General features: G+C 47.8%; 11 protein-coding genes. 6 read left to right on the top strand and 5 right to left on the bottom strand.

Annotation, left to right across the window (positions count from 1 at the left end):
* Nucleotides 1-981: 981 nt before the first annotated feature.
* The 6 genes from ACKI3C_RS09720 (at nucleotide 982) to ACKI3C_RS09745 (ending at nucleotide 7,943) form a co-directional block, all read left to right on the top strand.
* Nucleotides 982-1,707 carry a class I SAM-dependent methyltransferase gene (locus ACKI3C_RS09720; RefSeq protein WP_407404489.1) on the top strand — a complete coding sequence of 242 codons (726 nt, stop codon included), beginning with the start codon at nucleotides 982-984 and terminating at the stop codon, nucleotides 1,705-1,707.
* 120 nt (nucleotides 1,708-1,827) lie between these two features.
* Complete coding sequence (locus ACKI3C_RS09725) at nucleotides 1,828-2,373, top strand: DUF1599 domain-containing protein (protein ID WP_407404491.1); 546 nt, start codon at nucleotides 1,828-1,830, stop codon at nucleotides 2,371-2,373.
* The gene (locus ACKI3C_RS09730) at nucleotides 2,354-3,682 is read left to right on the top strand and encodes a BT_3928 family protein (RefSeq protein WP_407404493.1); all 1,329 of its coding nucleotides are present in this window, start codon (nucleotides 2,354-2,356) and stop codon (nucleotides 3,680-3,682) included. The genes ACKI3C_RS09725 and ACKI3C_RS09730 overlap by 20 nt, the downstream gene beginning before the upstream one ends.
* A gap of 114 nt (nucleotides 3,683-3,796) precedes the next feature.
* Nucleotides 3,797-4,555: a triose-phosphate isomerase gene (tpiA, locus tag ACKI3C_RS09735; RefSeq protein WP_407404495.1), complete on the top strand. Its 759-nt coding sequence runs from the start codon at nucleotides 3,797-3,799 to the stop codon at nucleotides 4,553-4,555.
* A gap of 343 nt (nucleotides 4,556-4,898) precedes the next feature.
* A complete protein-coding gene (locus ACKI3C_RS09740) occupies nucleotides 4,899-6,233 on the top strand; it encodes an NADP-specific glutamate dehydrogenase (protein WP_407404497.1) in 1,335 nt (444 codons plus the stop codon).
* A gap of 846 nt (nucleotides 6,234-7,079) precedes the next feature.
* Nucleotides 7,080-7,943, top strand: coding sequence for an energy transducer TonB (locus ACKI3C_RS09745; RefSeq protein WP_407404499.1), 864 nt, complete (start codon nucleotides 7,080-7,082; stop codon nucleotides 7,941-7,943).
* A 592-nt stretch (nucleotides 7,944-8,535) separates the two neighbouring features.
* Here the strand turns inward: ACKI3C_RS09745 and ACKI3C_RS09750 are convergent.
* From ACKI3C_RS09750 to ACKI3C_RS09770, 5 genes are all read right to left on the bottom strand, one after another.
* A complete protein-coding gene (locus ACKI3C_RS09750; protein WP_407404500.1) occupies nucleotides 8,536-8,916 on the bottom strand; it encodes a YraN family protein in 381 nt (126 codons plus the stop codon).
* 22 nt (nucleotides 8,917-8,938) lie between these two features.
* Nucleotides 8,939-10,948: an outer membrane beta-barrel protein gene (locus ACKI3C_RS09755; protein ID WP_407404502.1), complete on the bottom strand. Its 2,010-nt coding sequence runs from the start codon at nucleotides 10,946-10,948 to the stop codon at nucleotides 8,939-8,941.
* Nucleotides 10,949-10,953: 5 nt separating this feature from the next.
* Nucleotides 10,954-12,609 (bottom strand): SpoIIE family protein phosphatase, encoded by a 1,656-nt coding sequence (locus ACKI3C_RS09760; protein WP_407404504.1) that lies wholly within the window; start codon nucleotides 12,607-12,609, stop codon nucleotides 10,954-10,956.
* Between the two features lie 108 nt (nucleotides 12,610-12,717).
* A complete protein-coding gene (locus ACKI3C_RS09765; RefSeq protein WP_407404506.1) occupies nucleotides 12,718-19,377 on the bottom strand; it encodes an amino acid adenylation domain-containing protein in 6,660 nt (2,219 codons plus the stop codon).
* Nucleotides 19,378-19,385: 8 nt separating this feature from the next.
* The gene (locus tag ACKI3C_RS09770) at nucleotides 19,386-19,688 is read right to left on the bottom strand and encodes an STAS domain-containing protein (protein ID WP_407404508.1); all 303 of its coding nucleotides are present in this window, start codon (nucleotides 19,686-19,688) and stop codon (nucleotides 19,386-19,388) included.
* Nucleotides 19,689-19,821 lie beyond the last annotated feature (133 nt).

Consider the following 19,821-nt stretch of genomic DNA (forward strand, 5'->3'; position numbering starts at 1 on the left):
TGCCATTGTTCTGTATAGGGCTATACTTTATTATAAACCCTATGCAAAGGTACACATTTAATATGACATATGCAAGTTTTTAGAGATAATTATGAGTGTTTTTATTCGTTTGCTTTTAATTTTGCAACTGATTAGCGGATAGAATCGGCTGATTTGGCACGTTTGGATGTAAAACACTAGCAATTATGCCTATTTGTATAGGGGACAAAATACGGGATTCTTTAATTGATGATAACGGATCATCGGATTATTGATGTTGGTATCCAGGTTGGTATTCCGGTTGGTAATTGACGACGAAGTCGTCACATTGCATAAAGTAAATAAGATTACCATATGTTCTCATTAAATTGATGATAACGGATCATCGGATTATTGATGTCGGTATCCAGGTTGGTATTCCGGTTGGTAATTGACGACGGAGTCGTCACATTGCATAAAGTAAATAAGATTACCATATGTTCTCATTAAATTGATGATAACGGATCATCGGATTATTGATGTTGGTATCCAGGTTGGTATTTCGGTTGGTAATTGACGACGGAGTCGTCACATTGCATCGTAACCGATGGCCGCAGGCCGTCGGAAGGAACACGCTCCAAACGACCTCGAAGGGGTCGCACTTCTTCTTTCAAATAGGTGTACACTTATGGAAATGAAAAAAAACATCTCACTTTTGTTGGCAGTGTGAAGATTTGTTTGTAAATTTGCATTGACAACAGAGACGTTGTTTAGTTCATTGAAATAACATTCCACATCAAAGCTGATTGGGATACTCTTCAAATTATAATGAAATGCCGAGATAAGCATTCATGCCAATGGCGGGCCTCGACCTTAGGGTGTCTTCGCGACCGGAGGATTACAAAGGCATGGAGCCCTCAAAACCTGTTTTTATCGGAGTTTTTCATCATATCCCTTTGGTGTGGATTTCTCATAATGAGTCGCTGCTTGCTTTTACGTCGGGCGGCGACTTTATTTATTTTTATGATTATGACTAAAGACAAAGATCCCATGGGCTTGGCCATTGCCGATTTTCATGCCACCGGAAAGGCCAGCAAGTTGCGGTTGTTCTCTCCCATGTTCTATGAGGACGAGTTCCCCGTAGCCACGTTGTTTCGTGACTTCAAAGATATGCCCGTCCTTGAGCAAAAGGCTGTCGAACTTGCTTCGGGACGCATTCTCGACGTGGGGGCTGGTGCAGGCTGTCACTCGCTCGAACTGCAACGGCGCGGAGCAAATATCACTGCGATAGACATTTCGCCGTCGTCGGTCGAAACTATGCGCAAGCGTGGTCTCGCTCATGTTTTAGAACAGGACTTCTATGACGTGGAGGAAAAATACGACACTATCTTGATGCTGATGAATGGAATTGGCATCGTGGGCACACTTGACCGTATGGAGCAATTCTTCAAGCAGCTTGACCGCATTCTTGCCCCGGGTGGCAAGGTGTTGTTTGATTCAAGCGACATCTGCTATGTGTTTGAAGGCGAGGACGGCATCATCGAACTTCCTGGCACCCCTGGATATTATGGCGAGATACAATACCAAATGCAGTATGGCCGCGTGAAGGGAGAACAGTTTGACTGGCTATATATTGATGCCGACACGATGGCCGAAGCCGCTTCCGAGCATGATTATTGCTTTGAGGTCATCGAGCACGGCGAGCACTACGATTACCTGGGTTCACTCACGCGAAAACCTCAAGTATGATAAGGTTGCCCATATTTGATGGTTTAGTGTGGGCATGGTAAGAAAAAGTTTTCGTTTTCGTTTTCGTTTTCGTCAAAATAGTTGTAACTTTGTAGATTGAATCAAATTAGGTAATAATCAATGAGTAATACAAGTAAACAATATGATGCAGTCATAGCTCGTTGCCGCGACTTGTTCGTGAAAAAGATGAAAGACTACGGCCCCGCATGGCGCATACTGCGTCCACAGTCGGTAACCGACCAGATATTCATCAAGGCAAAGCGCATCCGCACACTTGAGGTCAATGGCGAGACCAAGGTGGGCGAGGGCATCTGGCCCGAGTTCATCGGCATCATCAATTATGGCGTGATGGGACTTGTGCAGCTTGAGCGCGGATATAGCGATACGGTAGATATGACTGCCGAGGAAGCGCTGGCTCTCTATGACCGTCACATCAACGCCACCAAGGAACTGATGATCGCAAAGAACACCGACTATGGCGAGGCTTGGCGTGACATGCGCATCTCGAGCTACACCGATCTCATCTTGTCGAAGATACAGCGCACTAAGGAGATTGAGAACAACAATGGCAACACCCTCGTGAGTGAAGGTATCGATGCCAATTATCAGGACATGATCAACTATTCAGTGTTTGCATTGATAAAGCATGACGAAGGAGCAGAATAATAACAATCCTGCGCACACTGAAGTTGAGAACAAGGTTCCCGCTTCATCATCTAAATCTTCATGGGTGGTCAAGGTTATGGTCACGCTCATGCGCATTGTCGTGGGCGGTGTCTTTGTTTTCTCCGGCTTTGTCAAGGCCATAGACCCGTGGGGCACTTATTACAAGCTGAATGAATACCTGCTCACGATGGGACTTGACAGCCTGGCTGGTCTCACGATCTTCGGTGCATTTGCTCTGGCAGCGGTAGAGTTTGTCCTGGGCGTCCTGTTGCTTACCGGCTCGTGCCGTCGCGTGGTTCCTGTGCTTGCGGCGTTGTTCATGCTAGTCATGACGCCGCTCACCCTGTGGCTTGCTATCACTGACGCTGTGCCCGACTGTGGCTGCTTCGGCGACTACCTCGTGATGAGCAACTGGGCCACGTTTGGCAAGAATGTCGTCCTGCTGGCTGGCACTATCTACCTGGTGCTGCTCAACAAATGCGTGCCGTCGCTCTACGGGCCCGCTGTGCAGTGGATGGTCATGCTGCTGTCATTCATCCTGCCGATAACCATTTCGGTGGTGGGCTATTTCACGCAGCCCATGCTCGACTTCCGCCCTTACAAGATAGGCACCAAGTTGGTTTCTAATGCCACATCGCCCAGCGATGACGATTATGTATTTATTTATGCCCGCGATGGGGTAGAGCGTGAGTTCACGATCGACAGCGTGCCCGATGACGACAGCGACTGGGAATTTGTTGCACGCAAGGCGGTGGCGCCGTCACACGAATACGACTCTAATGCTACGGGCAACAGCTTTGCCGTGTGGGACAATGGCGACGACGTGAGCGACGAGTTAGTTACCAGCGAGCAACTGCTGCTCATCCTCATTCCCGAGATTGAAAAGGTGAATATCGCATCCACTTTTCTCATCAACGAACTGCAAGAGTATGCTTATCGCCATGGCGTGAATGTGGTGGGCGTGACATCGGCAAGCGAGGAGCAAATCGAAGAGTGGAACGACATAGCGATGGCACACTATCCCCTGTATAGTGCCGACGACAGCGAGATAAAGATGATGGCACGCGGCAATCCTGCAATCGTCTATGCGCGTGACGGAGTAGTCGAGTGGAAGCGCACACTGGTGTCGATTGATCCGCAGGTGATACACGATGGTGAACTACCCGTGTCGCAGCTTGCCGACGACATGAACCCCAAAGGACGCTTGCTCAACTTCGTTCTCTTGTATCTTGCAAGCATGCTGGCAGTGCTCATCGTCAACCGCACGCACCTCCTTTTCGGTAGGAAAAAAGACAAGAAGAAAACATAGCGAAGCCCGCACAGATATTGCTGAAATTTTGCAATATTGGAAAATTTGCACTAACTTTGCACTGGAATTGATAACAAAGAACAATTATATATAATTTTTATACAATTAAATAAAATGAGAAAGAATATTGTAGCAGGTAACTGGAAGATGAACACTACAGTACAAGAAGGTGTTCAGTTGGCAAAGGAAGTAAACGAGGCTGTTGCAGCTGTAGCTGACCTGAAGTGTGACGTAGTAGTGGGTGTTCCCTTCACTCACCTCACAAGCGTTGTTGCTGCCGTTGAGGGTGGCAAGGTAGCTGTATCGGCTGAAAACTGCGCCGACCACGCCAAGGGTGCTTACACTGGCGAGGTTGCTGCTTCTATGGTCGCTTCAACAGGTGCACAGTATGTAATCCTGGGTCACAGCGAGCGTCGCGAATACTACAACGAGACTATCGAGATCCTCAAGGAGAAAGTTGACCTGGCTCTTGCTAACGGTCTTAAGATCATCTTCTGCTGCGGTGAGACTCTTGCACAGCGCAAGGACGGTTCTTACTTCGACGTGATCAAGAAAGAAATCGAGGGTTCGCTCTTCCACCTCAGTGCAGAGGACTTTGGCAAGATCGTTATCGCTTACGAGCCCATCTGGGCTATCGGTACAGGCGAGACTGCAACCAGCGACCAGGCCGAAGAGATCCACGCTTTCATCCGTGGTTTCCTCACCGAGAAGTATGGCGCCCAGGTAGCCGACGACACAACTATCCTTTACGGTGGTTCTTGCAAGCCCAGCAACGCTCCCGAGCTGTTTGCTAAACCCAACATCGATGGCGGTCTCATCGGCGGTGCTTCACTCAAGTGCGCTGACTTCATGGGTATCGTTACCGCTTTCTAATCAAAGCATAATCATCAACCCCATCAAAGAGGCTGTGCCCACAAAGGCGCAGCCTCTTTTTCAAGATAAGACTTCCCGCGCCGATATCGCTGGTCTCACAGAATTAATATTTTATTTCAGCACACGTTAGGCAAGTTGTGATATGTAGTAAGGTATTTATCCCGCCGATAGGTGCGACAGAACAAAAGGACGAGAAATTTGAATTTGAGCAAAAAGCGGTCTAATACTATCAAAATGCAACGAATAATAAAAAATATACTACGAAATGTTTGTAAATTAGAGGGGAATTGTATAACTTTGTAATGAAATTTAGATTTAAATGTTACAAAGTTATTTTTGAGGTATGAAAACATCACAAGTAATGAGCGACTTGCGCAGTCGTTTTGCTCATGAGCCTGAATATTTGCAGGCAGTAGAGGAAGTATTGACATCTATTGAGGAGGTTTACAATCAGCATCCAGAGTTTGAACGCTACAATCTTATTGAGCGATTGTGTATTCCTGATCGCATCTTTACATTTCGTGTTTCCTGGATTGACGACGATGGCAACGTGCGCACAAACATGGCTTATCGCATTCAGCACAACAATGCAATAGGACCATATAAGGGAGGAGTTCGTTTCCATTCATCGGTCAACCAGTCAATTCTCAAATTCCTTGCTTTTGAACAAACATTCAAGAACTCGCTCACCACACTCGCCATGGGTGGAGCCAAGGGCGGTAGTGATTTTAGTCCCAAGGGCAAGAGTAACATGGAAATAATGCGTTTCTGTCAGGCTTATGTTGCCGAATTGTGGCGACACATTGGTCCTGACACTGATGTCCCTGCTGGCGACATCGGTGTTGGCGGACGCGAGGTGGGTTTCATGTATGGCATGTACAAGAAGATGGCTCGCGAGAACACGGGTACTTTTACTGGAAAGGGGCTTGAATTTGGCGGTTCGCTCATTCGCCCCGAAGCCACAGGTTATGGCAACGTGTATTTCTTGCTTAATATGCTTGCAACTCGTGGAATAGACATTAGGGGCAAGCGTGTAGCAATTTCAGGCTCGGGCAACGTGGCTATCTATACAGCCGAGAAACTCCTTCAGCTTGGCGCCAAGGTTGTTACTATGAGCGATAGCGATGGCACTATATATGTGCCCGATGGTCTCACGCAGGAGCAATATGAGTTTATTTTTGAACTGAAACTGTATTATCGTGGACGTTTGCGTGAATTTGCCGAGAAATATGGTTGTGAATATTTCGACCGTGGCAAGCCTTGGCAAGTGCCTTGTGACATAGCAATGCCCAGTGCTACGCAAAACGAACTCAATGGTGACGACGCTCGCGCACTCCTTGGCAATGGTGTGATTGCAGTGAGCGAGGGAGCCAATATGCCCTCTACCCCCGAGGCGGTACATGCCTTCCTCGATGCTGGGATTCTTTATGCTCCTGGCAAGGCTGCAAATGCTGGCGGTGTGTCGGTCTCTGGACTTGAAATGGCACAAAATGCACAAAAGATGTCGTGGACTGCCCAGGAAGTGGATCAGCGACTCCAGGATATAATGGCAAATATCCACGAGCAGTGTCGCAAATATGGTCAAAACCCTGACGGAACCATTAACTATGTCAAGGGCGCTAACATTGCAGGCTTTATGAAAGTTGCACGTGCAATGATGGCACAAGGTGTACTTTAAGGCGGCCGTCGAACCTCTGCCAAATCACGCAATAGTCATTCGTGCAAATATAGGATCAGCGGATTTTTCCGGTGGGTAATTGACGACAGAGTCGTCACATTGCATCGTAAGCGATGGCCGCAGGCCGTCGGGAGGCATATAGCAAACGACCTCGAAGGGGTCGCACAAGCCGGATGCCCACAACGTGGCATCCACCGGAAAAATCCGCTGTCATCCGTGCTAATCTGTGCATGAGATGTGTTGCGTCACTCCTTAATTAGCCAACAGTGAGATTTTCTTTTTTCAAGCCGTTGGATATTAACGATTTGTGATTTAAAAAATGAGATGTAAATGTAATAAGAAAATCAGATTTATTTCATAATTTTGCATCGTCAAAACAAATACAACCGAACCCTCTGAAATTTGAATGTTTGAATTAGAATCCAGAAGGTATCAAATAATAAACTCAACTTTAGCATTTGATAATAAATATTGCTAATTTGTTGTCCGGTAGGACAATACCTAAATAACCCCCACCGCCGAACGAAGTGGCGGTGGGGGAAGAAATGCAACACGCACTGCGTCCAGCAGGACGCTAATCGGAGCAAATAGGTGAGGCTCAAATGGTTTCACATGCTAAAGTTGAGTAATAAATGACATTTTTGGGGTTCTTAGGACGTCTGCTCACTACATCGGATGAACGTGACGGAGTGGAGCACAGAAACTCCGAGTCCTCCAAAGCCAAAAACTAGATAAAAAGATCCGTCCCTATTATCTAAGATAAAAAGAACCGTCCCTATTATCTAATGCTGGGCGATTTTTTGGTAACATCCGATACTTCAGTAAATTTGAAATATTCACAAAGTCATGAAGAAATTTTTATTTATATTCCTAATTGTTTCGTTTGATTTCGCCTGTTCTTATGCTCAGAATATTGGCTTGGAATATGATAACACAAGCATGGAACAGTCAAGCGGACACCGAACAGTTCATCAAAATAAGTTCAAATTACCATTATTTGTATTCAAGGATACCAATACAAAAGATAAAATAGAAAAGCTCGCGTTTGGAGCCCTGGCTGACGACGTCCCATTATTACTGGAATTCTGTAATGACATGAAGCAGGTAAACATTGATGGCGAAAAGGTCAAGTATAATCTTCGTTTGATGACTTTCCATTATGAGTACAAGGGATATTCTATAGACTCCCTAGATAAGGTTATCGATGGATGTTGCTATATTGGAAACCAGTTGTGTTACATAAAAGGCAAGTACCTTATTCAACAGATGTATGAAAAAACCGACAAGTTTGTCGATATAGAATTCATGTCATCCCCCGATGCTTGTAAATGTGAAGAGCTTACAGAATATCTAATTGTAGATGAAGACAGCTTACGTCGAGTTCCTCATGATTGTTGGGATGATGATTGTATCGCATTTGGCTGGACTGACGAAGCTCCTGTGTTTGAAGGTGGGAATATTTCACTTAAACATGCTATTAATTCCGAAGTGTTTAGGAGTCACAACTATAAGGGAGAACGGGTTGTTGTAAAATTCATCATAGACAAAAATGGAAAGGTAAAGAATCCCCACATCGTAAAGGGTGCAAACCCAAGTTTTGATGAATGCGCATTAAATGTTGTATCAAACCTGAAAGGCTTTAAAGCCGGCATGTATAATGGAAAGCCAGTTAATGTTTATATGGAAATATCTGTTCCCTATAATTTTTGAATAATTTGTAAAGGTGGGTTCTATTTATTATGTCGAGGCGATTTTGAGAAATGTTTTGAGTAGATTTTAGCATGAAGAGGGAGCGAAACGCCCTGCAAGGGCAAAAACTAGATAAAAAGAACCGTCCCTATTATCTACCCTGCAAGGGCAAATAACTAGATAAAAAGACCCGTCCCTATTATCTACGGATTTTTCTGGTGGGTAATTGACGACGGAGTCGTCACATTGCATCGTAACCGATGGCCGAAGGCCGTCGGGACAAATGGGCATATTGCAACCGACCTCGAAGGGGTCGCACTAACGGGATTTCATCCGTGCTAATTAAGTATGGCATTCAATCTTAATGCCCAAAAAGTCACAACTGTGGACGATGTAGAACCGTTTTTTAGGGGACTAAACGCTGAGGATTCAGTATTCTTAGACTCGATAAAAAACACTACAGCTATCTATAAAGTTATTGATATCAAGAAAAAACAAGGATGGTACAAGTTAGGAAGATGGCTGGTGTGTGCCTGGGTTATTACTCTCTCCTCAAATTGCCTCTGACAGATACATAGGAGGTATAGTCCGATAGGCTATATGAAAGAACATGTTACCTGTAGGTTTTTAGTTTGGGATAAAATGCTTTGGGGATGTGTAACAGCTTGAAGTTGTCGGGTTTCCCGACCACGATGATTGCGTCATACTGTATGCCGCATCGCAGCTGGTAGTGTCGCAGGTAGGCATTGGCAGCGTTGATGAGGTTTCTTTTCTTGGCGGCGGTGATGGCTTGCATGGGGTCGAAGTGGACGTCGCTGGTGCGGGTTTTCACTTCGACTATGTGAAGAGTGTTCGTAGCCGGGTCATGCGCCACAATATCTATTTCGAGATGATTCAAACGCCAGTTGGTTTCACGTATCGTGTATCCCTTGGTGATGAGTAGCTCGCATGCGGCCTGCTCGCCGGCACGCCCGAGTTCGTTGTGAGATGCCATTGTTACCTATATAATTTCCTTGTTACAAGCTATATCGGAGTGAGAGGATCACATTGCGCTCCATACGGTTTTTGTGACCTTTGTTGACTCGCTGGTGGTAGTCGGTATAGACCGACACGTCATCGTAGGATCCGTAGAGCAGGTTATTGCCTTGGAGCTCAACGGTGAGTTTATTGTTGAGCAGTGTCTTCTGGATGGCAGCGTCGAGCTGGAAGTTGTGCTTGTAGTAACGCACGTTGCGGTCGCAACCCTTAGTGCGCCAGTCCCCGTTGAGACGGATAGTCCAGTCGTGGGGGAGAACGAAGTTGTTGAGCAGCTGTGTCTCAAACAAGGGCGTGTTAAGGCATGTGCGTCCATCGCTCAATGCAATGTCAAACCACTGCTTGTGGGCGTGCAGGGTGAGTGCAGGGTGCCAGATGCCGAATTGCGGGGTGAGGTTCAGGTTGAAGTCAAGTGCATGGTAGTCGTTGCCGTTGAAGTCAACATTGCCGTTGGTGGTGTGGCACAGCGGGTCGATAAAGAGTCGGTGTGTGGCATTAAGAGTGAGCCATTTCCATTCCCATGTGAGTGATGTGGTGTTGATGCGCTCGGTGAGAAGCATGTAGTTGTCTATGCTGAACGACCCCATGATTATAACCTTCACGTTAGCCATATTGATCTGGTTGTAGCTGCGCGTGTAAGAAAGCGTGAGTTTAGAGTCTTTGAGCTTCACAGCTGCCATTGCGCTGGGGTAGAGGTGGCTATAATTACGTTGGAAAGTAAAATCGTCACGTCCCAGGATGATGAGTCCCTGGTCATCGGGACAAGCGCTGTACTTGAATCCCACGTGCTCATAACGCAGACCGGCAGCAAAACTCCAATTGCTCACGTCTTGCGTAGCATTGAGGTAGCCGGCATAAGTGTGCTCATTTGTGATGCCGTGGGTGTTGTCCTTGGGCGCACCTGTGAGTTCAATGAGTTGTGCGTCCATGCGACGGGTGTTGAACTCGCCACCGCCACCTATGGCACCATTGCCAAGCGGCATGGAAGCCGTGAAGTAAGAACGAGTGTCGGTCGATAGCTTGTTGTTGTGGTTGGTGCTGGGAAAATCAAAGTCGATGATACTGTTTATGATTCTGTATTTGTTTGTGGTGTCGAAAGAGCGGTTCCACACGGTGTTGTTGCCTGCTGCAAGTGACACTTTTCCCACCTTGCCATGATATTCAATATTGAATTCATGATGTGCTTTGGGGTTAGTACCTGATGAATATATAGTGTCGCATGACAGAGGTTTAGTCATGTCAATTACATTGTTCTTGACACCATAAACAGTGGTTATATCTTCGTATTTGTTATTATCGTTGCGGCGTTGCCAATCTACATAATAGCTTGCAGCAATCGTGTGATCCAAGTTAATGTTATAACTACCATAAAATTTACCCGTAAGCGTTTGGCTGTGTGTATAAGGGGTCATTGTCTCATGCGTGTAACTGTCTAGCATGGTGTGTACTCCATCATATTTGTAGGTGTGGGTGAAGTTTTGGTTCTCTAGTTTGTTGCGCACCTCGGTGATGCCAAGCTGACCACCTATCTGGAAGTTAGAGCGCTTGTACATCATGGTGAGTTGGTCGCTGGGTGCAAAAAAAGAATTGTAAACTAGGTTAAGGTCGTTGTTAAGTTTTAAACCTTCGGTATGGTCATCTACAAGTTCTATGACAATGACTGCCTGCACGTTTTTGCCATATTCGGCACCAGGTTCGGTGATCACTTCAATATCTTTAATGTAAGAAGCTGGAATCTGAGTCAACTCGTTGATGTGTTTTACCTTTCGCTTTCCTATGAAAATCTCAGGCACGCCACGTCCAGCTACTTGGAACTCATCGGCTTTAAAAGTTACTCCAGGGAGTTGCACAAGCACGTCGTGGGCTGAGTGCATGGTTGCAAGACTTGTGCCAGTGATGTTGTAAGTGCCGTTTTTTCCTACATGTTGCGCCGATGCTGTGCCGCATGTGATGGTTGCAACGGTGGTGAGTGCTATAATAAATTGTTTCATATTCGTCATAATGTTGGTTTGTAGTTAATACATAGCATAGTGATGTCGTCAAATTGTTCGGCACCCGATGCAAATGCTTCTATGTCATCGTTTATAGTTTTTATTGTGTCGCAAGGTGCTAGTTCTTTAATCTTTGCAGAAAGTGTGATTAGACGGTCATCACTGTAGTATTCCTTGTTCTTGCTCATTGCCTCGGTAACGCCATCGGTGTAGAGCAGGAGCTTGTCGCCAGGGTTGAGTCGTATGGTTACTGTATCATATTCACTGTCGGGGTCAATGCCCATGGGCATTCCGTTGTTGCCGTTCAGGAACTTTGTGTTCAATACTGGGGCGTTGTGTCCGGCATTACAGTATTGCAGAGTGGCGTCATCCAAATTAAGTATTCCGGTGAAGAAAGTAACAAACATACATTCTGAATTCTCAAGCGACAGCGTTTTGTTAATCTTTGCCACAATTTCACTGGGCGAAGTGGTGTGCTCCTCGTTAATGGTGTGTCTATAGAGCACTGTGGTCATCGCCATGAATAGAGAAGCCGACAGCCCTTTACCCGAAACATCGCCGATACAGAAATACAGTTTATTTCCCCTAAAGGTATAGTCGTAGAGGTCCCCACCTATGTTCTTGGCAGGTGTTAGTGAAGCACTAAGGTTGAAAAGCGGATGGGTTATCGCTGAGTCGGTGAGGAGCTGGCGTTGTATGTTGGCCGCTAGGCTTACCTCCTTGTCCATGCTAGCCTTGTCTTGTGCAATCTTCTTCTGTTCGTTGACAAACGGGCGAGCCACATGACGCACGTTGTAGATGATGGAGATGCACAAGATGAGAATGAGCAGTGAAACAAATCCCACAATCTTGAGTACTGCCTTCCACACGCAGTGCATGATGGTGCTGTGGGGTGACAAGAATATGAAGTTCCACCCCAAACGATCGTTGCGGTGTTTCTTGACGACGAGGTCTTCTGGCGGAGTGTTAGCAATAATCTCCCCTGGTCGAATGATATAGGTGCCATCGTCGGCAACAACAGTGACATCAATGTTGTCTTGCAGTTTTGATTCGATGATGGTTTTTTCTAGCCAGTCGATAGTAATACTGGAGCAATATATGCCATATATCTTGCCGTTTTTGTTGGTGATGGGGATGCTGTAAGAGATGAGGTTTAATTCGGTAGAATCGTTAGTAGTGTATTGATAGGGCAGGGACCAATATTTCTCTCCATTAATGTAAGAGTGCATCCAGTTGTCATCATCCTTGAGATGGGTGAGACTGTCGCGGGAAATGTTGAGAATATTAATCTTATCGTTGCACGAAACCACGGCAAATAGTTTGTTATCGCTAGGGTAGCTATTGTCGAGGATGATGGTTGTAGCAAACTGCACGGGATTTCCCTTGATGGAGCGCGTGAGGATGCTATCGACATCGTCCTTATCATATCCCTCGTAATCATAGAGTTGGGCAGCCGTGTTGGCCGCTGTCTCGATTTTAGAGATTTCGATGTCAATTATTTTCTCGGTAATTGCTATCGCTGATTCCAGTTCATTGTCGAGTTCTTCTTGATATTTTTGCTCATACATGGACGCAGCGATGGCGGTCAGGATGATAGACACAATGACCACAGTGATGACAATGTGAATTGTCATCCTGGCTTCAAGTCCATATTTGGACATATTCAGTTTATTACCGAGTATTGACATATTAGTTCGTTAATCTCCCGTTTCTTGCCCCCGCAACCGGAATAGATTGCGGAGGCAATAGCGGGTAGGTTTATAGAAAAATTATCGTTGATAGTCGTCATCAAAGAATCCAAGTTCCTGGATAGCCTTGATGAACTGCTCCATGTAGTCCCATGTGGTGAAGTTCCAGCGGAATCCCATGCGCAGGAGCACCTGGAATGTGAACGTGTTGTTGTCGCTGTTTTCAACCACATACTTGTCTCCGCTAGCATCGTAGGCCATGAGACTTTGTAGGATGGGAGCCTTGGCGGGATCGTTCATCGCATTCATGAGCGCTTGCTCGTAGATGCCGTCTTCAACGGTGTCGATGTTGATGCCAAGTTTGTTGAGGCACACGATTACATTGTCGAAGAGCTGGCGTTGAGCGCACACGGGATGGAACACGGTGAAGTCGCTTGATTGTGTGGCAAGCAGCACCACAGCACGTGCAACCTCGTTGATGGGCGAGAACTCGACTGTGCCGGAGCACATAGAGTAGGGCATGCATCCCACAGTCTGCAGCGCGCGCAGGCGGCCCATGAATGAGTTGCTGGTGAAGTTGATTTGGAACTCACCATCGGTGCTTCGGGCACTGAGGTTGCCCAAACGCACTATCTTACCGTCAAGACCGCGCTCGGCCACTGCTTCAAGCACATTGCGCTCGGCTATGAACTTGGAGTGGGTGTACTGGTTGTTGAGCTCCTGCCCCCAGTAGAGTTGTTGCTCGGTGATGAGGTGTGGTTGCACGGGTTTGTCGCTCACAGTGTTACCAGCAATACTATGGGTAGATGTCTGAATGAAGCGTGCTCCATGCTTGACACACCAGTCGATACATGTCTGGCAACCGCCTATGTTGATGTCTTCAATGTCGGTACCTGCCGAGAAGTGTTTCACATTAGCGGCGCAGTTAAACACTGTGATGTTGCCTGTGATGGTGTCGGTGGGTACAATGTCGAGACATTCGGGTTTTGTCACGTCGCCATCGATTATCATGAGTCGTGTGCCGAAGAGATTAGCATAGGTCTCGCCGAAGTAGTAGAACAACTGTGTGCGCAGTCGGCTCTCGGCATTCTGGCGGCGGTTGCTGCGCACCATGCAGTAGATTGCATCAACATCGTCACGCTCAATGAGTTCTTTGACCACATGGCAGCCCAGGAAGCCTGTTGCGCCTGTAACCACACAAGTGCCCAGGGCTCGCAATTCGCCTTCTTTGTAGTTGGCGAGAGTGTTCTTGGCAAGAAGCTCGTTGATGAGAGTATAGTCGTAGTGAGAAGCTTCGGGGTCTTCAGGATTATCTATCACACCCTTTGCACTTTCAACGGGCTTTGAGACAGCTGGTTTAGCGTTCTCGGCAGGAGCTTCGGCACCAAGCAGTGTTGCTAGTGCACGAGGTGTGGGGCAGTCGAAAACGTTCTTGTAAACAATCTTGTGTCCTGCCTGCATTGCTGCCATGACGATGCGTATTGCAACCAGCGATGTACCGCCAATCTCGAAGAAGTTGTCGGTAGCACCCACTTGCTCGCGCTCAAGAACATTGGCAAACGCTTCACAGAAGAATTTTTCGAGATCGTTGGCCGGTGCTACATACTCGCGGTCACCTAGAGAGGGCTCTGGCAATGACTTGAGGTCGGTCTTGCCGTTGGGTGAGATGGGCATCTTGTCAAGTTGCATGAAGATGGTGGGTACCATGTAGTGCGTGAGACTTTTTGCCATCTGCTGCTTGAGCACAGTGGTGTCGCAGTCGGTCTCGGCCGATGTGAAGTAAGCCACGAGGTGATCATGTCCCTCGATGCTCTTAATCATCACAACGCCTTCCTTGACTTGCGGCTGGCGGTTGAGAACTGTCTCGACCTCTCCAAGTTCAATGCGCAGGCCGTTGAGCTTGATCTGGTGGTCCTTGCGGCCAAGTATCACAACTTGTCCGTCGGGATTCCAGCGAGCATAGTCGCCCGACTTGTAGCATCTCATGCCGTTATACTCAATGAATGCCTCGGCAGTCTTCTCGGGAAGGTCATTGTAGCCCTTGCCCACTGCCAGGCCTCCGATGAGGAGTTCGCCCACAACGCCCACAGGAAGTTCGTTGAGGTCGTTGTCCACAACATACTCATGATAGTTGAGCAACGGGGGACCCACAGTGACACTCTCGCTCTTAGTGAGCTCGCCCACATTGCTGCTGACGGTAATCTCGGTGGGGCCGTAGGTGTTGAAAAGTCGTGCGTTGCTGATCTCGCGCAGTTGCGGCAGCAAGGTTGCAGGGTATTTCTCACCACCCAGGATAATCACTTTCAAGCGGCTCACTACCTCCTGGAATGCTTGTAATTCAAGGAATGTTTTCAAGCGAGAAGGTGTGCCGTTGAATGCATCGCAGCCAGTGCGGTTGTAGAGGTCGGCAAGCATCTGGGGATCCATGATTTCCTGCTCGTTGGCAAGGACGAGTGTCTTGCCATTGTAGAGTGTTGCGCCCAGTTCCTTCAACGAGAGGTCGAACGAAACGGTGGTTATACCCATCATAGCCTTACATTCGTTGACGAATGCATAGATGTGTCGGTTCTCGGGGTGGGGGGTGAGGTAGTTGCAAATACCGTGGTGGTGCAGCATCACACCCTTGGGGCGACCTGTCGATCCTGATGTGTAGATGAGGTAAGCCAGTGAAGAGGAGTCAATCTTTACACCGGGATTAGTGACGGGATGGTTTTCGGAAAGCAGTGCTTCGACATCGAGCGCACGATCTCCGTAGGGTTCCATTTTGTCCTTGGTTGTGATGACATACTTTGCATGGCTGTCGTCGGTGATGAGATTGATGCGTTCAGCTGGGTACTCGGGGTCGCAGGGGATATAGGCGGCACCGGCTTTCATGACACCGAACATGGCAATCATGTGCCAGCTGCGGCGTGGCAGCAATAGGCACACGCGGTCGTTGGCCTCGACACCGCGGCTCATCAGTGCGTGAGCCAGCAGGTTGGCCTTCTCGTTAAATTCTTTGTAAGTGAGCGTCTCGTTGGTGGCGATGAGGGCAATAGCATCGGGAGTTTCTTGTGCCCAGTGCTCAACGCTCTCATGGAACAAGTTGAAGCGAATAGCCTTCTCGTCCATGCAAGTGTGTCGCAGGGACTGCAACTCGGAGTCTTGTTCAGCAGTGAGTATGCTAGTGTTCTTTACCAGATTGTTTTCGCCTGCTGCAAATCTCTCGGCAACGGCACTGATGCACTGTGCCAGGCGCAGCATTGTGGCTTCGTTGTAGAAAACATCGTTATATTCAACTCTCACGCCTTCATCCTCAATCTTAACTGATGTCTTGAAACGAGGCTTGTCGAGCGAGAGAAGTTCCTGACCCACCTTCTTGCCGTTGAGTGTGTAGTCTTCAAGCACGCCGCGTTGGTATTCATACATCAAGTTGGGAGAAAATCCATAGTCTGACGAAATCTGCATGAACGGATAGTTCTCGTTTTCGAGTGTGAGCGCGAAGTTGTCACCGCACTGCTTAACATACTCGTCAACAGTTTGGTCGCCGATGAGGCTTGCCAGCGGCAGTGTGCCCACAAACATACCCATGGTGTTAGAGATGTCGAGGTTGCTGCGTCCGTTGGAAATGGTGCCCAGGTAAACTTGTTTGCTGTTAGTGAAACGAGCCACAGTGTAGTAGGTCGCAGCCAGGAAAACAGCAGCAGGAGTAACTCCCAAGCGTGTAGCATAGGCATTGACGGTGTCGAAGTCAACAGGCACTGTCACGCCAGCGAGGTTTCCGTCGGCAGCTTCGCCATTCTTGTCGGCGGGTATCTCTGTGCTAGTTTGGAAGTCTTTGAGTTGCTCGGCAAAGAATGCTTTGCTCCGAGCAAACGCGGGAGTAGCCTCGTTAGCTTTCTGCTTGAGGGCGTATTCTATGTAAGTCATGCCTTCGGCTTCGATTTCCTTGCCTTCCATGCTTGCCAGCAGGTCATTGATGAAGAGGTCGATTGACATGCCGTCGGCCACGAGATGGTGGATGTCGGCCAGCAGATGCATCTTACCCACGCATTCCACTACCTCAAAACGAGCCAGAGGACCTTCTTTCAGGTCAAAGGGCTTGATGAAGTCTTGCTTGAACTGCTCCCACTCGTCGGCATTGACTTTCTTGGGAACGATGTTGTACTCGGTGGTCTTGACAATCTGTGAAGGGATGCCTTCTACCGAGTCAAAGATGAACGACATGCTGGGGTGCGCGGCGAGGGTAGCCTTGATAGCGCTAATGATGCTCTCGGCCGTTGTGCCCTCGGGGAATTCGAGCGTTACGGGGATGTTATATAGTGTAGTGTCGGCGTTGCGCAGGCAGTCGATGTAAACACCTTGCTGGGCATAGGTGAGGGGAGCATTGTTGTGCTCAACCATCTCGGCAATTTTCTCGTGCACATCGGCAGCACCGCCATCGAGCAGGTGTTGCATGATGGCATTCTCAATGTCGATTACCGACGCACCTGCAAGTATTTCCTTGCTTGTCATGCTGATGCCAAACTGTTTCTTGAGCTGCACTGCAAGGCGCATTGCAAGGATAGAAGATAGTCCGCATTGCTTGAGTGGTGTGCTCACGCTGAAAGAAGTGGTGCCTATGAGTTTGCCCACGATTTCCACGAGACGTTTCTCTAGCATGTTCAGTTCTCGTGTAGCCACGTTCTCGTCATCGTTGCTAGGCGCAAGTTCGGGCTTGGGAAGTTTCTTCTTGTCAACTTTCTGGTTTACATTGAGGGGGATGCTCTCAATCTGCATAGTGACTGCGGGTACCATGTAGGGAGGTTTCTGTTCAGCGATAAATTCGTTAAGAGCCTCGATGTTGATGGGTTCGTCGCTCACGATGTAGGCAGCGATATACTTGCCACCGCCTTCAAGGTCAAATGCCTGCACGGTCGCATCCTTGATGCCGTTAAAGTCGCGTATCACAGCCTCGACTTCTTTAAGCTCGACTCTGAAACCACGTATCTTCACCTGCCCATCTTTGCGTCCCACGAACTCAATCTGCCCATTCTCGCGGTAGCGCACGATGTCGCCGGTGCGGTAAGATTTCTCACCGAACACACCGAACACCTCTGCTGTCTTGTCGGGACGGTTGAGGTAACCGCGTCCCACTTGGGGACCATGAATGATGAGCTCGCCAGCGGCACCTGTGGGCAACTTCTTGCCATGCTTGTTCACAACTGAACAGGGTGCAGTGTCATTGCTCTTGCCTATGGGGATATTAGGTTCCTTCTCAAGGACTGAAGCTATAGTGACAAAGACTGTACACTCGGTGGGGCCATACAAGTTGTGCATGGTGTAGCTCGCGGGAGGATCGATGCTTGCCATTTTTTCGCCGCCCATAGAAACGTGCCTCAATGTCTTGTGCACAGGGAATGCCGAAACGAATTGCTGGCCCACCTGGGTGGTGAAGAAGGCGATTGAAACTCCTTTCTCGGCAAGATAAGTGTCGATTGCCTCAAGGTCAAGCCTTATTTCCTCGGGGATTACAACCATAGTTGCACCTGTAGTAAGGGTGGGGTAAGTGTCCATCATGTTAGCATCGAAACCAAATGAGGCATAAGCACTCACTTTGTCGTTGCTAGTAAGTTTGTAGTAGCGACGATAGTAATCGCAGAATGCAACCAAGTTTCCATGCTCAAGAATTACGCCTTTGGGTACGCCTGTCGAGCCTGAAGTGTATAAGAGGATAAATGCGCTCTTCTGGGTAATCACGGGAGCTGCTGCACTCTCGTTAAGGGCAAGATGTGCCATCTCGTCGGTATAGATAACCTTACCGTCATATTCTGTGAGCAGGTGTCGCAATTCACGGTCGGCAATAAGCAGAGTTGCGTTGCTATCCTTGACCATAAAATTGAGACGTTCTTGAGGGTAACTCGGGTCTAGCGGTTGGTAGGCTGCACCTGCCTTGAGCACAGATAGCGAGCACACTGGCATCATCTCGCTGCGGCCAATGAGAATGCTCACCACGCTTGCATCGATGTTTGTTGCGATGCGGTCGGTCATTTCGTCAAGTTCCCTGTATGTTATCTTGCGGTCTTTAAAATCCACCGCAATGTTGTCGGGGTAGGTCTTGGCCGTTTTCTTGAAGAGAGACACGATGGTTTCCTCTTCGTTCACGGCATGCATTGTGCTGCCGGCATTGAAACTATCTAGTTGAGCTATTTGGTCAACATTGACGAGCTCCATGTCGTCAACTTGCTCTTTAATGGTCATTTCGTTGAGCACCACGTTGAGCGATTCGCACAGCTGCTTGATGATTTCGTCGCTATGCAATGCGGCGTCCCATTCGACTTTTAATGAAGTGCCGTCGACAGTCAGCGCGATGTTGATGTATTGTGGGATTTCGATATGTTCGGTGAGAAGTGCGACTTGGGGATTGATGCCCAGCTCGCTCACCACCTCGTCGAGTGTTGCTGCCTGTGCTGCGGCACCTTCGATTTTCTCCTTCGCGGCGGCTGTGAGTTGTGCAACGGTTTTGGTTTCTTTCAAGTCGATATATACAGGAACCAGTTTGCCGTTGGCGTTAGTTACAAGCAGGGCTTCTTCGCTTGCGGTGAAATTAGCCAGAGTGTAAGCTAATGCTGCTACCAGTTCTTCTTGCTGTGCTTGGCGGGTGAGAACAGCATTGACGGTGCGGGCTCCGCTTCTATTGCTGTCAAACACGTCGGCAATGGGCTGTGATTCTACTTCGGTTGCTGCTCCCACAGCTTGTTCATACCATTTTAAGTCGTTCATATTTTTAGTTATTTTATGATGAACATACGGTCAAAGTGGGTGATTGTGAGTACTTCCATGACGTTGGATTGTACGCCCAAGAGTGTGACATCTCCGCCATTGGCTTTGCAGCTCTTGCGCACCATGAGCAGCAGACGCAGTCCCGAACTTGCAATATAGTCCATTTCGCAGCAGTTGATAGTCACGTTTTTGATATTGTTGTCGAGTAAAGACATTAGTTCTGATGTTACTTGTCCTGATGCTACTGTGTCAAGGCTTCCCTTGAGGGTAACAACTAGTCCGTCTTCGTTTTTGATGATTTCTGTTGTCATAATTTATAAATTTTTTAGAGCTTAAAATTTACGGGTTATACATTACATATTGCAAAGTTAATAAAAAAATAGCAACCACAACACATATTTATAAATAAAAAATCAACCTTGACGCACAAGGTTGATTTGTAAT

Origin of the sequence: Sodaliphilus sp. (genome assembly GCF_045598405.1) — a bacterium.
Taxonomy (GTDB): Bacteria; Bacteroidota; Bacteroidia; order Bacteroidales; family Muribaculaceae; genus Sodaliphilus; species Sodaliphilus limicaballi.

Coding starts and splice junctions, on each gene's coding strand:
- ACKI3C_RS09740 (WP_407404497.1), top strand. CDS start 4,899: ATGAAAACATCACAAGTAATGAGCGACTTGCGCAGTCGTTTTGCTCAT.
- ACKI3C_RS09725 (WP_407404491.1), top strand. CDS start 1,828: ATGAGTAATACAAGTAAACAATATGATGCAGTCATAGCTCGTTGCCGC.
- ACKI3C_RS09750 (WP_407404500.1), bottom strand. CDS start 8,916: ATGGCATCTCACAACGAACTCGGGCGTGCCGGCGAGCAGGCCGCATGC.
- ACKI3C_RS09770 (WP_407404508.1), bottom strand. CDS start 19,688: ATGACAACAGAAATCATCAAAAACGAAGACGGACTAGTTGTTACCCTC.
- ACKI3C_RS09720 (WP_407404489.1), top strand. CDS start 982: ATGATTATGACTAAAGACAAAGATCCCATGGGCTTGGCCATTGCCGAT.
- ACKI3C_RS09760 (WP_407404504.1), bottom strand. CDS start 12,609: ATGTCCAAATATGGACTTGAAGCCAGGATGACAATTCACATTGTCATC.
- ACKI3C_RS09765 (WP_407404506.1), bottom strand. CDS start 19,377: ATGAACGACTTAAAATGGTATGAACAAGCTGTGGGAGCAGCAACCGAA.
- tpiA (WP_407404495.1), top strand. CDS start 3,797: ATGAGAAAGAATATTGTAGCAGGTAACTGGAAGATGAACACTACAGTA.
- ACKI3C_RS09745 (WP_407404499.1), top strand. CDS start 7,080: ATGAAGAAATTTTTATTTATATTCCTAATTGTTTCGTTTGATTTCGCC.
- ACKI3C_RS09755 (WP_407404502.1), bottom strand. CDS start 10,948: ATGAAACAATTTATTATAGCACTCACCACCGTTGCAACCATCACATGC.
- ACKI3C_RS09730 (WP_407404493.1), top strand. CDS start 2,354: ATGACGAAGGAGCAGAATAATAACAATCCTGCGCACACTGAAGTTGAG.